The sequence below is a fragment of the Streptomyces sp. NBC_00536 genome (assembly GCF_036346295.1).
GTDB lineage: Bacteria > Actinomycetota > Actinomycetes > Streptomycetales > Streptomycetaceae > Streptomyces.
Genome location: NZ_CP107819.1, coordinates 3,622,610 through 3,637,141, shown reverse-complemented (window position 1 = coordinate 3,637,141; position 14,532 = coordinate 3,622,610). Strand labels below are relative to the sequence as shown.

The 14,532-nt window shown below is 72.0% G+C and carries 12 protein-coding genes; 8 read left to right on the top strand and 4 right to left on the bottom strand.

Going from position 1 to position 14,532, the window contains the following annotated elements; genetic code table 11:
• Nucleotides 1-37 precede the first annotated feature (37 nt).
• Entirely contained in the window at nucleotides 38-886 is an 849-nt protein-coding gene (locus OHS33_RS15715; protein WP_330331027.1) for a hypothetical protein, read from the top strand.
• Between the two features lie 184 nt (nucleotides 887-1,070).
• On the opposite strand, the gene OHS33_RS15710 is transcribed toward OHS33_RS15715, so the two are convergent.
• The 3 genes from OHS33_RS15710 to OHS33_RS15700 all read right to left on the bottom strand — a co-directional run bounded on the left by OHS33_RS15710 (nucleotide 1,071) and on the right by OHS33_RS15700 (nucleotide 3,494).
• On the bottom strand, nucleotides 1,071-1,283 hold the full coding sequence (locus OHS33_RS15710; RefSeq protein ID WP_330331026.1) for a DUF397 domain-containing protein: 213 nt from the start codon (nucleotides 1,281-1,283) through the stop codon (nucleotides 1,071-1,073).
• A 202-nt stretch (nucleotides 1,284-1,485) separates the two neighbouring features.
• A complete protein-coding gene (locus tag OHS33_RS15705) occupies nucleotides 1,486-2,370 on the bottom strand; it encodes a helix-turn-helix domain-containing protein (RefSeq protein ID WP_330331025.1) in 885 nt (294 codons plus the stop codon).
• Between the two features lie 377 nt (nucleotides 2,371-2,747).
• Nucleotides 2,748-3,494, bottom strand: coding sequence for a GOLPH3/VPS74 family protein (locus OHS33_RS15700; RefSeq protein ID WP_330331024.1), 747 nt, complete (start codon nucleotides 3,492-3,494; stop codon nucleotides 2,748-2,750).
• Nucleotides 3,495-3,692: 198 nt separating this feature from the next.
• On the opposite strand from OHS33_RS15700, the gene OHS33_RS15695 reads away from it, so the two are divergent.
• The 6 genes from OHS33_RS15695 (at nucleotide 3,693) to OHS33_RS15670 (ending at nucleotide 12,153) form a co-directional block, all read left to right on the top strand.
• Nucleotides 3,693-6,932, top strand: a complete 3,240-nt coding sequence (locus OHS33_RS15695; RefSeq protein ID WP_330331023.1) for a D-alanyl-D-alanine carboxypeptidase — start codon at nucleotides 3,693-3,695, stop codon at nucleotides 6,930-6,932.
• A gap of 105 nt (nucleotides 6,933-7,037) precedes the next feature.
• Nucleotides 7,038-8,999, top strand: a complete 1,962-nt coding sequence (locus OHS33_RS15690) for an MFS transporter (protein WP_443065306.1) — start codon at nucleotides 7,038-7,040, stop codon at nucleotides 8,997-8,999.
• Nucleotides 9,000-9,101: 102 nt separating this feature from the next.
• Complete coding sequence (locus tag OHS33_RS15685) at nucleotides 9,102-9,305, top strand: hypothetical protein (protein ID WP_330331022.1); 204 nt, start codon at nucleotides 9,102-9,104, stop codon at nucleotides 9,303-9,305.
• Nucleotides 9,306-9,512: 207 nt separating this feature from the next.
• Entirely contained in the window at nucleotides 9,513-10,142 is a 630-nt protein-coding gene (locus tag OHS33_RS15680) for a sortase domain-containing protein (protein WP_330331021.1), read from the top strand.
• Entirely contained in the window at nucleotides 10,139-10,876 is a 738-nt protein-coding gene (locus OHS33_RS15675; RefSeq protein WP_330331020.1) for a hypothetical protein, read from the top strand. The genes OHS33_RS15680 and OHS33_RS15675 overlap by 4 nt, the downstream gene beginning before the upstream one ends.
• A 41-nt stretch (nucleotides 10,877-10,917) precedes the next feature.
• Nucleotides 10,918-12,153, top strand: a complete 1,236-nt coding sequence (locus OHS33_RS15670) for a HAMP domain-containing sensor histidine kinase (RefSeq protein ID WP_330331019.1) — start codon at nucleotides 10,918-10,920, stop codon at nucleotides 12,151-12,153.
• 13 nt (nucleotides 12,154-12,166) lie between these two features.
• On the opposite strand, the gene OHS33_RS15665 is transcribed toward OHS33_RS15670, so the two are convergent.
• A complete protein-coding gene (locus tag OHS33_RS15665; RefSeq protein WP_330331018.1) occupies nucleotides 12,167-12,865 on the bottom strand; it encodes a DUF4232 domain-containing protein in 699 nt (232 codons plus the stop codon).
• A 212-nt stretch (nucleotides 12,866-13,077) separates the two neighbouring features.
• Here OHS33_RS15665 and OHS33_RS15660 point away from each other — a divergent pair, with 212 nt between their 5' ends.
• On the top strand, nucleotides 13,078-14,469 hold the full coding sequence (locus OHS33_RS15660; RefSeq protein WP_330331017.1) for a helix-turn-helix domain-containing protein: 1,392 nt from the start codon (nucleotides 13,078-13,080) through the stop codon (nucleotides 14,467-14,469).
• Nucleotides 14,470-14,532: the final 63 nt, after the last annotated feature.

The window sequence follows — 14,532 nt, the reverse complement described above, 5'->3', positions numbered from 1 at the left end:
ACTCCCCATCTGACGAATCATCAGCTAGACCGGTCCCATGACGAGAGAATCGCAGGACACCCGGCCCGACGATTACGCCGCGCTCGCGTCCGTCGGGCCGTACGGGGTGCACCCCGGCCACGCGCTCATCACCATGGTCGAACCGCACCCGGGCCACGAGTTCGCGTACAACCGCTGGTACGAGGACGACCACTACTACGCCGGGGCCATGGCCATGCCGTGGATGTTCGCCGGGCGCCGCTGGGTCGCCACCCGCGAACTCCAGGAGCTGCGCTACCCGGAGAAGTCGGCCGTCGCCCAGCCGGTCACCGCCGGGTGCTACCTCTCGACGTACTGGGTGACGGAGGGCCGCTACGACGAGCACATGAAGTGGACCGTCGGCATCAACAAGCGGCTGAACCGCGACGGCCGCGTCTACCAGGACCGCACGCACGTCTTCACCGCCTTCCAGGACCACGAGGCGACCGTCTACCGCGACGGTGCCGCCGGACCCCGGGACTACCACGCGATGGACCACCCGTACGCCGGGCTCGTCCTCCAGGTCATCGACGCGGAGGGCCCCGAGCGGCGGGCGGAGCTGCTGGAGTGGCTGCGCTCGCGGCACCTGCCGCAGCGGCTCCACGGCTCACCGGCCGCGATGGTCACGGTCTTCCGGCCGACCCCGCTGCCGGGCGACCGGATGACCTACGTCAAGCAGGTCGAGGGGGTCGACACCCGGCTGACGCTGCTCTGGTTCCTGGAGGCCGACCCGCGCACCTGCTGGGACCGCTTCCAGGGGCTCGACGCGGAGGTCGCGGCGGCGGGTCTGGGCGGGCGCGTGGAGCTGGTGGCGCCGTTCGTCCCGACCGTGCCGGGGACGGACCGGTACGTCGACCAGCTCCGGTAGGAGGCCCGTCACGCCGGTCCGCGGCGGGCATGGCCGAGCCCCCTCGGCCGGGACGGCGGGCCAGTCGAGAGGGCTCCAGTCAGTACTGCGGGTGGTGCTTGTGGTGCTTGTGGTGCATGTACTGCGGGTGGTGCCTGTGCTGCCTGCGGTGCGGGCAGGTCGGTCGGGGGGCTCGTCGTGATGCTCAGACGAGCTGTCCCAGCCGGCCTTCGTTGACCTCGGTGACGAACGAGGTCCAGGAACCCGGCGCGAAGGCGATGGACGGACCGTCCTGCACCTTCGAGTCGCGGACCGCGATGGCCTCGGTGACGGGGGACTTGACTTCGACGCACGCACCGTTGCCGCCGGAGTACGAGGACTTCGTCCAGTTTTCCGTGGCGCCCAGTCGAATAGCCATGTTTTTCTCCGGTTCAGCGAGTCGTTCCGAATTGGCGTCAACCCATTTCCTGGCTGACGTGATCGACGCTACCGGCACCGCCCGACGGGTGAAGTGGTCATTCACCCGTCCGGATGGCATATTCAGGCCAGGTCTTCCATGGCCGGGCGGTGGCGGTGTACCGTACCGGCGCCCTCCGCCACCTGCCCGGATTTCTCCACTTTTACCGTCGCTTGCCCGCGTGGTCGTTGATGATGTCGGAGATGAACTCCCGCGTCTGGTCCACATTGAGGGCCTGGGCGCGCAGGTGCTCGTACATCACGCTGTACTTCTGAACGTCATTCGCCTTCTCCAGGTACAAATCGCTCGTGACGCCCTCGATGTACACGACCGTGGAGTCGGAGGCGTCCGGGAATTCCAGAATGGCGTACTGGCCGTTCACGCCGGGGTGCGCGCCCATCGAGAACGGCATCACCTGGACGGTGACGTACGGCTGTTCCGACTGCTCTATCAAGTACTCCAGCTGCCGGACCATCAACTGCCCGTCGCCCACCCGGCGGCGCAGGGCGGCCTCGTCGATGACGGCCCACAGCCGCAGCGGGCCGACGTCGGCATTGCTGTTGTCGGTCTCCGAGAGCCGCTTCTGGCGGTGCATCCGCACCTGTACGCGCTTCTCGATGTCGACGGGCGCGGTCTCGGGCAGTGCGCCGCGGATCAGGGCCTGAGCGTACTCCGGGGTCTGCAGCAGCCCCGGGACCACCTGGGGCTCGTACGTGCGCAGGCTGGCCGCGTCCGTCTCCAGGCCGATGTAGACGCTGTAGGGGATGTCGCCGAAGGCGTGCCACCAGCCCTGCTGGCGGGAGTCCTTGGCCATCTGCATCAGGGAGTCGACGAGCCGGCGGTCCTCGACCTCGTAGACGTCGCACAGGTCGCGGACGTCGCGCTGGCTGATGGAACGGCGGCCGTTCTCAAGGCGGCTGATCTTGGACTGGGATACGAGCAGACGTTCGGCGACCTGCTCGGCCGTCATGCCTTTGTCCTCACGGAGCTTGCGCAGCTCCATGCCCAATCGGCGGCGTCGGACGGTGGGGTTGACATTGGACGCCACGGGTACGGCACCTCCGCTTGCTTGCTGTTTGCTTACTGTCTCTCTGCGTGTCTGATGATGAGCAGACTGCCATCGAAGGGCGCGACCCCGCTGGGGAACGGGCCGGAACGGTTCCGCTGGACCCGGGAAACAGACGTGCGGGAAACGGGAAACCGGGCTGCCGGGCGTGCGTCCGGCGCAACGCAGACGCGCGGGGTGGCGGGGCCGGTGGACCGGCCCGCCACCCCGCGCGCTGGCGGTGTCCGGACCGGGTCCTGGGGGGACGCCGGTCGCGGCCATGGCGTTCGTCGTGCGGTGGGGTGTAGTCGGTGGTGCGGTGAAGCGGTCATACGGTCGTACGGTCACGCGCTGGGACGGTGGAACGGTGACGCGGTGGATCAGTGTGCGGCGGCGCGGGCCATCGCACCCGTGCGGCGCGGCTGCAGCGGAACGCTGGTAGCCGTCGCGCGGGCGGACGGCGGCGAAGCCGGTGCCGGAGCACGGTCGCGGCGCGGCTGTGCGGCCACACCGTTCTGAACGTCCATCACGGCGTGTGCCACGAGGCCGCCCATGGGGTCGTGCCGAATCAGGTCCCGCAGGCGGGACCTGGACGAACGCCCCTCGTTGCCGGGGTAAAGGTGCTTGCCGAGTCCGACCGCGTGGGCCAGGGCGGCGAGCGCCGCGGTCCGCGGGTCCGGCGGTACACCGGTGCGGATCGCACTGTCCAGCCGGGCACGGATCTCCCGGCTGATTGCCGTGTCGGTCGCCTGGTAGCGAGTCGTCGGCAGCACCCCGCACATCTGGCCCGCGACGGCATGGACCATGCCGCAACGCTCCAGGTGAGCGAGGTAAACCTGGCGGAGCCCCAGTCGGGGTCCGCCGATCCAGTGGACTGCCCGAACCGGGCTGCCGCGACGGCGCAGCAGTTCCAGTGCGGAGTCCAGGGTCGGATCTCCTGTCGGCCGTGGCATCACCACGGCGATACGATCCCCGTCTGGGGCTATCCGTCCTGCCAGAGCCAGCTCCACTAGCTGTGCCCCGGCCAGGCCGAGGTCGAGCGACTGCGGCTGCGCCGTGGTTCCCGTTGCCGGGTCCAAAGCGAGCAGCAGAAGCTCCTCCGGAATTGTTCTGCGGCTCCTGCCCATCCATGCCTCCCCGCGTGGATGAGTGACAGGGTGACCCCTCTCACATTCATCTGTCGAGAGTGCCTGGTCGGTTTGTGTGGGAACCGGCAAGTATGTCGTTCTCGTCTAGCGCGGGGGCGATGCCCCCTAGACGGGACACTGTTAGACGGTTCGGACAGCGGTCCGGACAGCGGCCGGACGTCGATCGAGGAGGAACTGGTGGCGGGCGAGTCCCCCGACAAGTCGGTAAAGCAAGGCGCGGGTGCGCCGGGGGCGGCGGAGTCCGACCCTCGCCTGTCGGTGTTCCGCCCCCGGGATCCGGAGGCCGCCGAGGCCGCCCCCGAGGGGAAGGACGATCCCCTGCGCGCCGCGGTTGCGGCGTGGGTGGCGAAGGCGGACGAGCCGGAGGCCGAGCCTGAGGGTTCCGAGCCGGATGCCGTCGGTACGGGCTCCCTGTCGGATGGTGACAAGGATTCCGCTTCGGCGTCGGACGACGTGGCTGGCGTGGCTGACGAGGGTTCTGTTGAGCCGTCGCCGACCCCAGCCAAGGAGGCCGACCGGGTCGCGGCGAAGGATTCCGCTTCGCCGTCCGAAGGGTCCGACCCCGAGCGCACGTCGGTGTTCCGCATGCCCGTCAAGGATTCCGCCGGCGCCGCGGACCCCGCTCCGGCGGATGAGAAGACCACGGTGTTCGAGGCCTTCCGCCGCAACCCCGGCACCGGTGGCGGCTCCGCGAAGAAGGATTCCGCTTCGCGCCCCGACCCCCGCCTCCCGGCGCCGTCCACGGCCCCCGAGGCCAAGGCCTCGGCGGCGGCGGACAGCGAGCGCACCGCGGTGTTCCGCGCGGTCCGCCCGGACGCGAAGGGCTCCGACGGCGCGGCCAAGGGCGCTGACGCGCCCGCGCGCCCCGGCCCGGCGGAGGCCAAGGGCTCCGGCAGCACGGCCGAGCCGAAGCCCGAGCCCGAGGCGAAGCCGGAGGCGAAGGCCAAGCCCGAGGCCGAGGTCGTCGAGCCCGAGGCCAAGGCTCCGGCCGACAACGAGCGCACGGCTGTGTTCCGGGCGGTTCGCCAGGATGCCAAGGGCGCTGACGCGCCCGCGCGTCCCGGCCCGGCGGACGCCAAGGGCTCCAGCGGGGCGGCCAAGCCGAAGCCCGAGCCTGAGGCCGAGGCGAAGCCGGAGGCCAAGCCCGCGGGCAAGGCCAAGGCTTCGGAGCCGTCCGACAGTGAGCGCACGGCCGTGTTCCGGGCGGTCCGCCCGGATGCGAAGGGCTCCGACGGCGCGGCGGAGGCCAAGCCGAAGGCCGAGCCCGAGCCGAAGCCCGCGGGCAAGGCCAAGGCTTCGGAGCCGTCCGGCAGTGAGCGCACGGCGGTGTTCCGGGCGGTCCGCACGGATGCCCAGGGCTCCGGCGAGTTGGCGAAGCCCGAGGCCAAGCCGGAGGCGAAGCCTGCGGTCAAGCCCGAGCCGAAGCCTGCGGTCAAGCCCGAGCCGAAGCCTGAGCCGAAGGCCGAGACCAAGCCGGAGGCGAAGCCCGAGGCCAAGCCCGCCGGCAAGGCCAAGGCTTCGGAGCCGTCCGACAGTGAGCGCACGGCCGTGTTCCGGGCCGTGCGCCCGGACGCCGGTCCGGCGGAGGCCACGGGCCGGACCACCGGCTCCGGCGGCCCGGCAGGCCCCAAGCCGGACCCCGAGCGGGGCACTCAGGCGGACGCCAGGCAGGCCCCCAAGGCGGACTTCGAGCGAGGCCCCAAGCCGGACCCCGAGCGAGGCCCCAAGGCGGACCCCGAGCGGGGCTCCAAGGCGGACGCCAAGCCGAGCACCCAGGCGGACGCCAAGCCGGGCACCCCGGCAGGCGCCAGGCCGGGCACCCCGGCAGGCGCCCAGGCGGGCCCCAAGCAGGCCCCCAAGGCGGATTCCCAGCAGGGCACCCAGGCGGACCCCAAGCAGTGGCCCAAGGTGGATCCCAAGCAGGGCCCGGCGGCGGGCGCCAAGGCGGGGGCCGAGCGGGCCAGTACCTTCGTACCGCTGCGCGGCGAGGGCGCGGGCGCACCCGCCAAGGCGGAGCCCCAGGGCCAGTCCAAGGCGGAGGCCAAGCCCACCCCGCCCACCGCGCCGAAGGCGCACACGCCCCCCGTCACCCACTCCGGCTCCGAGCGGACCACGCAGCAGCCCCTGCCGCCGCGGCCCCCGCTCGACATGCTCGCCGAGCTGACGAACAATCCGCCCCCGCCGCCCAGCCCGATGCGCACCACCGTGCGCCGGGTCAAGATCTACGCCCCGCTGCTCGCGCTGCTGGCGGTCATCCTGGGCATCGTCCAGCTGTTCCGCCCGCTGCCCGCGCCGACGCTGACGATGACGGCGAAGAACTCGTTCGCCTTCGAGGGCGACAAGCCCGCCCTGCCCTGGCCCACCGAGGGCCAGGCGTACATGGCGGCGGCGGGCCTCGGCACGCTCGGCTCGTCCGGCGAGATGAAGCCCGTACCGATCGCGAGCGTCACCAAGTCGATGACGGCGTACATCATCCTGCGCGACCACCCCTTCAAGAAGGGGGACAAGGGCAAGATGATCGACATCGACAAGACGGCCGAGACCGAGGGCAAGAAGAACAACTCCACGGACAACGAATCCACCCTCGACACGGTCAAGGAGGGCCAGCAGATCTCGGAGTACGACGCGATCGCGGCCCTCATGATCCCCTCGGCCAACAACATCGCGCGGCTCCTCGCCCGCTGGGATTCCGGCAGCCAGGAGGCGTTCGTCGCGAAGATGAACGCCACCGCCAAGGACCTCGGCATGACCAACACGACGTACACGGACCCCTCGGGTCTGGACGCGACCACGGTCAGCACGGCCGAGGACCAGGTCAAGCTGGGTCTCAAGCTCGTCGAGATGGACGCGCTGCTCGACATCACGAGGAAGCCGAGCTGGGTGGACCCGTCCGGCAAGACGTGGCCGAACTGGAACCGGCTGGTCCCGTACAACGACTCGCTCGGCATCAAGACCGGTACGACGACGAAGGCCGGCGGAAACCTCCTCTTCGCCGCGCAGAAGAAGGTCGGCAACACCAACCAGCTGATCGTCGGCGCCGTCCTCGCCCAGCACAAGCCGGCGATCATCGACACGGTGATCGCGGCGAGCAAGCAGCTGATGATCGCGACCCAGAAGTCCCTTGAGGGCGCGACGGTCGTGAAGAAGGGCGATGTCGTCGGCTACGTCGACGACGGGCTCGGCGGCCGCACCCCGGTCGTCGCGACCGCCGATGTCCAGGCGGTCGGCTGGTCGGGGCTCACGGTCACCGTCAAGCTGAGTGACGGCGGTACGAAGATCCCGGGGACGGCGAAGGCCGGTACCAAGGTGGGAGTGCTGACCGTCGGCGAGGGCGCCAGCCAGGTGAAGGTGCCGGTGGCGCTGCAGCGCGAGCTGGCCGCGCCGGGCATCGGCAGCAAGCTGACACGCGTCGGCTGACAGCAGGAGCGCGAAACAGGAGCGGGACCGGCTCACGGCGCCCCGGGCAACCCCGGGGCGCCGGGTCGCGTCTTGGCACCGGGACGGATGTTGGGGAGTGCGGCAGTGACCACCGCTGAGCAGGGCCGGCAGCAGGAGCGGCAGCAGGGCGACGCCACCGGCGATGCCACGGGCGGCGCCGGGGAGACCGGCATACCGACCGGCGGACCGGATCCGGGCCCTCACACGCCTCCGCACACGCCCTCGCGCACGCCCCCGCACACACGCGGACGCGCGCTCCGGCTCGGGCTCCGGCTCCGGCTCCGCGCCGCGCTCGCCTTCGGTCACCGTCACCCGATCGGCGTGACCACCGCCCTCGCGGCGGTCGTCCACGTCGCCTGGTTCTTCAGCTTCGCGAACAGCGGGGGCGACCTCGCCGCCCAGGACGCCTGGGCCGAGTTCGTCGGCCGCCACCCGGACTCCGCCTACAACCTCGCCTGGTACGGCGGCATGCACCCGGTGTCCTACAGCGTCGTCTCGCCGTACCTCATGCACGTCCTCGGCGTCCGCACGACGATGATGATCGCCGGGACCGTCTCCGCCGCCCTCCTCGCGCTGGTCCTCACCCGCTGCCGGGGCGCCGTCCGGCAGCCGCTGTGGCCCGCCCTCGCCGGGGTGTACGGGCTGTTCTGCAACGCCGTGTCCGGCCGGGTGACCTTCGGGCTCGGGGTGATGTTCGCGCTGGGCGCGGTCGCCGCGGCCTTCTGCTGGCCCCGCGCATGGTCGGAGCGGCGCTGGGCCAAGGCGTCCGTCGCGGCCGTGCTGGCGGCCCTCGCGACCGCCTCCAGTCCGGTGGCCGGGCTCTTCCTCGGGGTGATCGCGGCCGCGCTGTTCCTGAGCGGGCGGCGCCCGGGCGCGTACGCCATCGGGCTGCCCCCGGTGGCCGTGGTCGGGCTGTCGGCGTGGCTGTTCCCGTTCTCCGGGACGCAGCCGATGGGGCTGGGTTCGGCCTGGCTGCCGTTCCTGTTCGGGGCGCTGGTCGCGGTCCTCGTGCCGAAGCGGTGGAAGACGGTCCGGATCGCCGCGGCCGTCTACGCCTTGGGCGTCTTCCTGACCTGGGCGATCGATTCGCAGATCGGCTCGAACGTCACCCGCCTCGCCATGCTCTTCGCCGCCGCCGTCCTGGTCGCGGCCCTCCCGCACGCCCTCCCGCGCTCCCGCCGCTGGTACGCGCTGGTGCTCGCCATCGTCGGCGTGACCGCCTGGATCACCACGAACAGCGTCCAGGACATCGTCCGCACCACCCCCGTCGCCGCCTGGAACCGCGAGCTGGCCCCGCTGATCGACCAGCTGAAGAAGGCGGGCGCCGACCGCGGCCGGGTCGAGGTCGTCCCGGTCAGCAGCCACCGCGAATCCTCGGCCATCCCCTCGTACGTGAACCTGGCGCGCGGCTGGAACCGGCAGGCCGACCTGGAACGCAACCCGGTCTTCTACGACGACACCCTCACCGCCACGACGTACCGGACCTGGCTGGAGCGCTGGGCCGTGCACTATGTGGTGCTGCCCGCCGACAAACCAGACAACGGCGGCGAGGCCGAGGCGAAACTGGTCCGCGCGGGCCTGCCGTACCTCCAGCAGGTGTGGGGCGACGCGAACTGGCAGCTCTTCAAGGTCGACCGGCCGACCGCGCTGGTCTCCGGCCCGGCGACGGTGGTCCGCGCGGGTGCGGACGAGCTGGTGGTCGACGTACGGCAGTCCGGCCGGGTGCTGGTACGGATCCCCCACTCGCCGTGGCTGGGGCTGGTCGACGCGGCGGGCAAGCCGGTCGCGCCGCCGCAGGAGACGGAGACCTCGAAGGCCCGGTCCGCGGCCGCCCCCAAGGGTGCCGGGAAGGTGCCGAGGGAGTACGCGAACACGGCGGGCTGCCTGTTCAAGGCGGAGCCGGACGACTCGGGCGACGTGTGGACCGAGCTGCTGGTCCCGGCGCCGGGGGAGTACCGGGTGGCGGCGAAGTACCAGCTGCCGCGCGGGACGCCCTGTCCGGAGGAACTGGTCCGCAAGGCGGTGGGGACGCCCGAGCTTCCGTAGAAGATGCCCTCCTGTCCGGGTGCGTTCATCCTCATATCTGCATACGATCCCCGTAGGTCCTATAGGTCCGATTGGGTGCTTCCCGGAGGAGTTGACGGCGGGATGAGTGAAGAGCAGAAGCAGGATTTCCGTGACGCGGTCGCCAAGGCGCTGGAGCTGCCCCAGGCGCCGAAGGGGCCGGGCCACGGGTACGAAGGTGAACTGCGGAGCAAGGTGAAGGGCGGAGCGCACACGAAGGCGGCTCTCAAGCGGTCCGGAACCCCGCAGGGCGACCGCATCGGAGAACGCAGCAGGGGCCTCAGCTGACCCCGTGCCGCATGCCGCGCCCAAGCCCTCCCGGCATCGGCCGGGAGGGCTTTCTGGCCTCCGCTTCTGGTCCTTTCGGCCACTTAACGCCTTCGGGTCCACAGGTCCGGCAAACTGTTACATTGCCGACGGATTACCAAAACATGACCCTCGTAACGTCTGATCTGTCGCCGACCACGGGCGACGCCGAGACGAGGGGAACCACGCATGCCCGCCATCCACCGCACCGCGGCCGTAGCCGTCACGCTCGCCGTCGCGGGGGCCGTTGCGCGCCTGGCGTTCGGGTTCGGGGAGGGGGCGGGGACCCAGCTGCCACCGGACCCCAAGGTCGGCAGTACGGCGGCCGCCGTGGCGCCCGTATCGGACACGGCGGCGCACGCGCTGCCGAAGTCCCGGCCCACCGGTATGAAGATCGACGCGGCCGGGGTGGACGCGAAGAAGATGGTCGACCTCACGGTGGACGCGGCGGGCGAGCTGGGCGTGCCCAGCGCGGAGACGGACGCGGACACGCCCGGGTGGTGGGCGGACGGCGCGACGCCGGGGGAGCGGGGGGTTTCCGTACTCGTCGCGCACTTCGACACGAAGTACGGCCCGGCGCTGATGAAGGACGTCAAGAAGATCGGGCTCGGCGATCTGATCGAGGTGCCGCGCGAGGACGGGAAGACCGCCCGGTTCAAGATCCGCGAGATCGAGGACGTCAACAAGAAGGACTTCCCGACGGACAAGGTCTACGGCGCCACGAGCCGCCCCGAGCTGCGCCTGCTGACCTGCGGCGGAGAGATCAAGGACGGCCACCGCACCAACAACGTCATCTTCTACGGCGACCTCGTGGCGTGACCCCGCAGCCGAGGGGCGCAGACGCCCCGGACCCGTCGCACGCCTGGCGCCGCTACCTGGTGCTCGCCCTCCTCACCCTGCCCGTGATGGCCCTGACCCTGGCCCTGGCGGGCTGTAGCGCGGAGCACGCCGTGGTGGGCGAGCGCGGCGTCCCGGCGGTGCGCGCGCAGGGCCCGTACCAGCGGTGGGCCGAGCGCCCGCCCGCCGAGCCGGACCGGGACGCGGCGAAGAGCGGGGAGCGGACGGCCGGCGTACCGGTGGCCGGATTCCCGGATGCCGAGGGGGGCCTGCACGCGGTCGACCCGATGGAACTGGTCACGGCCGACCTGCCGGCCGGACCGGACCACCGCGGGGATCCGGGCGAGCGCGAGCGGCTGGTGGCGGAGCTGGGCCGGTGCGAGCGGCCGGGGGCTGCCGGGTGCCCGCTGGAGTCGGCGCACTACCGTGATCTGACGGGGAACGGCGAAGACGAGCTGATCCTCGGCGTCGGGGTGTCGCCGGACATCCTGAACATCCGTATCTACGCGTGCCGGGACGGCCGGGTCCTGAGGATCATGAACACCTACGAGCGGGTCCTCAGCGTCGAGCTGGCCCAGCGGGACGTGATCGTCCGCTCCCACGAGGGCGCGGTGGGCACCGAGAAGCGCGAGGTGTGGACCTGGTGCCCGAGCCATCAGGCCCTGCTGCCGCGCCTGACGGAGATCATCCGCCCGGCGGGGAAGCCCCACCCGTGAGGAACCGGTCGAAGAATCGATTGCGCTCCCCGTTCGGCGCCGTGTTCCGGTTCCCGGCGTGGACGGCGACCCTGACCTGGAAGGCCGCGGTCTTCATCACCCTCATGTGCTGCGGGCTCGCCGCCCTCCTCGGCGGACTCGTGCACAACGCCATGACCAACCAGACCATCGGAACCGCCCGGGAGAAGGCCCTCGACCGCCTCGACCGGATCACCGAGGCGTACGAGACCGGCACCCGCACCCCGCGCGGCGAAGGCCTCGACCCCAAGGCCCTGCCCCCCGAGCTGCGCGCGTACGCGGCGGCCGGACGGCGCGGCACCCTCGTCGGCGAACTCCGGAACAAGCCGGTCATGTGGGCGGCCGGACCCGCGGACCGGGACGGCGTGATCGCCGCCGCCGTCGACTACAGCGCCAGCGAGCAGACCATCGCAGACCTCGACCGGGCCATCCTCGGCTCCGCGGTCCTCGCCATCGGCGGCACCCTCCTCATCGGCGCCATCGGCGTCACCCGCATCACCCGGCGGCTGCACCAGACCGCGCAGGTCGCCCGCCGGATCAGCGCCGGCGACCTGGACGCCCGCGTCGACGACTCGCCGCGGGCGCGGGACGAGGTGGCCGCCGTATCCGGCGCCCTGGACATCATGGCCGCCTCCCTCCAGCGCAAGCTCGAATCGGAACGCCGCTTCACGGCCGACGTCGCCCACGAACTGCGCACCCCGCTGACCGGGCTCAACGCCGCCGCGGAGCTCCTCCCGCCGGGCCGGCCCGCCGAACTCGTACGGGACCGGGTGCAGGCCATGCGCGCGCTGACCGAGGACCTGCTGGAGATATCCCGGCTGGACACCCGCAGCGAGCGCCCGGAGCTGGACTCCCACGACCTCGCCGAACTGGCCGCCCGTACGATCCGCGCCTCGGGCACGGACACCCGCCTGACCGTCGTCTCCTCCCACGTGGTGGAGACCGACCGCCGCCGGGTCGAACGCATCCTCGGCAACCTGATCGCCAACGCCCACAAACACGGCGTGGCCCCGGTCACGGTCACCGTCGACGCCCTCACGGTGACCGTGACCGACGAGGGCCCCGGCTACCCGGACTACCTGCTGACGAGCGGCCCGCAGCGGTTCCGCACGGAGGGCATGAACAAGGGCCACGGCCTGGGCCTGACCATCGCCGCGGGCCAGGCCCACGCCCTGTCCGCCACCCTCACCTTCACCAACCGCCCCGAAGGCGGCGCCGAAGCCCGCGTCACCCTGACCCCGCCCCCGCCCCGTACCTGACGGGAACGGCCGCTCAGGACTGGACGGTCGCCTGGTTCATGGAGGCGACCGCGTCATTGACGTTGTCCTCGTACAGGCCCAGCTTGGGCTTCAGCACCCGCGAGTTGGAGCCGAGCGGGAAGTTGAGCGTGTCGGCGTTGGGCATGTCGCTGTGGGCCAGGACGTTCAACTCGCCGCCCTGGGACGCGTTCGGGGCCTTGCCGCTGGGGTCGAGGTCGATGACCGCGTAGGCGGTCTTCCCGGTGTGGAGCGCGTACGCGGGCGGGCCGCCGAGGCCGCCGGGGATCAGGGGCTTGATGTCGTAGGTGTGATCCGCGGCGTTCGGGTCGCCCACGCTGACCAGCGGGTAGTAGGAGAGGCCGCAGGAGTTCGCACCGAGGTTGCGCACCTCGATCACCCGCTGACTGGCCGCCGCCGCACGGCGGACCACCCGCACCGACAGCTGGTTCTTGGAGCAGGCGTGGGTGTACGCGTAGCTGTCGCTGTCGTCGTGGGTTGCTGCCGAGCCGCCGCTGCGGGGCGTTGACGCCGGGGTGGACGGCGCGGCGACGCGAACGGTGGAGGCCGACGAGCCGGTGGAGGCCGACGGGACGGCGGAGGCGGCCGGGGTCGCGGGGGAGGCCGAGGACATGCCGGCGCAGCCGATGAGGGCGGTGGAGCCGAGGGCGAGGGCGGCGCACGAGAGCAGGGTGCGGGTGCGGGTCATGGACATGGGTCTTCCTCCGTCGGGTGGTTCACACAGGGGCAGGATTCCGGTCGGCTCTGCGGCGGACCGGTCGGCCAGGCCAACTGTGCGGCCCTTTCCGTCCCAGTCGCCGTTCCCACCGGGAAGTGGGAACCATGGAACGGTTCCAACTACTCTCACCTGGGGAAACCGCCGAGCCTGGAACGGCGTTCCGGAACGAGGGTGAGGGTGGGGGCGGGATGGGCACGGGCACGGGCGCGGAGACCGAGCGGTTCGCGGAGCTGATGCGTGAACTGAAGGAACGGTCCGGGCGGAGCTACGGCACCCTCGCCAAACGGCTGCACTCCAGCAACTCGACCCTGCACCGCTACTGCAACGGCCAGACGGTGCCCACGGACTACGCGCCCGTGGAGCGGTTCGCCAGGGTCTGCGGAGCGTCCGCCGACGAGTTGGTGGCCCTGCACCATCAGTGGATCGTGGCCCTGGCCGAACGCCGCCGGGAGTCGGCGGGCGGCGGTGCGCCCGCCGCGACGGTCCCCGATGGGGCGGCTCCCGACCCGGCTTCCGACCCGGCTCCCGTCAGTCCGACGGCCGAGGCGGGGGCGCCGGAGCCGGAGCCCCTGGTGGTGGCCCTGCCGGACGTGACGGACCAGGACGGCTCCCCTTCCCCGCATGAGGCGACCCCCGCCCGCACAGCCACCGGGCCCGGCGGCCGGCGCCGTCGGCTGGTCGCGCTCGCGGCGGGCGTCGTCGTGGCCATGGCGGCCGGTACGACCGTGGCCGTGGCGACGCTCTCCGGCGGCACGCACACCGCCGAACCGTCCGGCGCACAGCATGCGGCGGCATCGGAGTCGGCGAAGGCACGGCAGCCCCTCTCGGCGGGCGCGGCCGCCGGCACCGCCGCCCCTCAGCCGACGTCGCCCTCGGGCACCCCCGGCACCTCCGCGCCGACCGGCACCACGCCCCCCGGCACCACGCCCTCCTCCGGCACCCCGGCGCCCCGCTCCGCCTCCGTTCCCTTCACCGTCAGCGTGCTGACCAACAACTGGGGCAGCCCCTGCGGTCAGTGGTTCGCCCTGGACCAGGAGCCGGGCAAGGTCCCGCCGCCCCCGGCCCGGGGCGCCACCGACGGCTGGGCGTCCGCGCTGCACGCCGTACCCGCCGGGCACCTGCGGATGGAGGTGACCGTGCAGGGCACCGACAGCAACCCCGTGGTCCTGCACGCTCTGTACGTCCACACGGTCGACAGCGGCAAGGCGCCCGCGTGGAACGGCTACACCATGGGTTCGGGCTGCGGCGGCGAGCTGGAGCCCGCCTCGTTCGCCATCGACCTCGACGCCGCCTCACCACACCCCCGGCCGGCCCCCGGCCATGAGGGCGCACGGCCGACGCCGATCACCGACTTCCCCTACAAGGTGTCCGCCACCGACCCCCAGGTCCTCGACATCGACGCCTCCACGCTCGGCCATGACGTCCGCTGGTACCTGGAGCTGGCCTGGAGCAGTGGCGACCGGCAGGGGACCACGACCATCGACGACCACGGCCGCCCGTTCCGGACCACGGCGCTCACCACCGGCCGCCAGTACTGGTACAACGCCGGCCCCAATGCCTGGGTGCCGGACGCGTCCTGACCGGCCCGGACCCCCACGCCGTCCCGGGCCCCCGCACACGCAAACGGCCCCGGACCGGAGTCC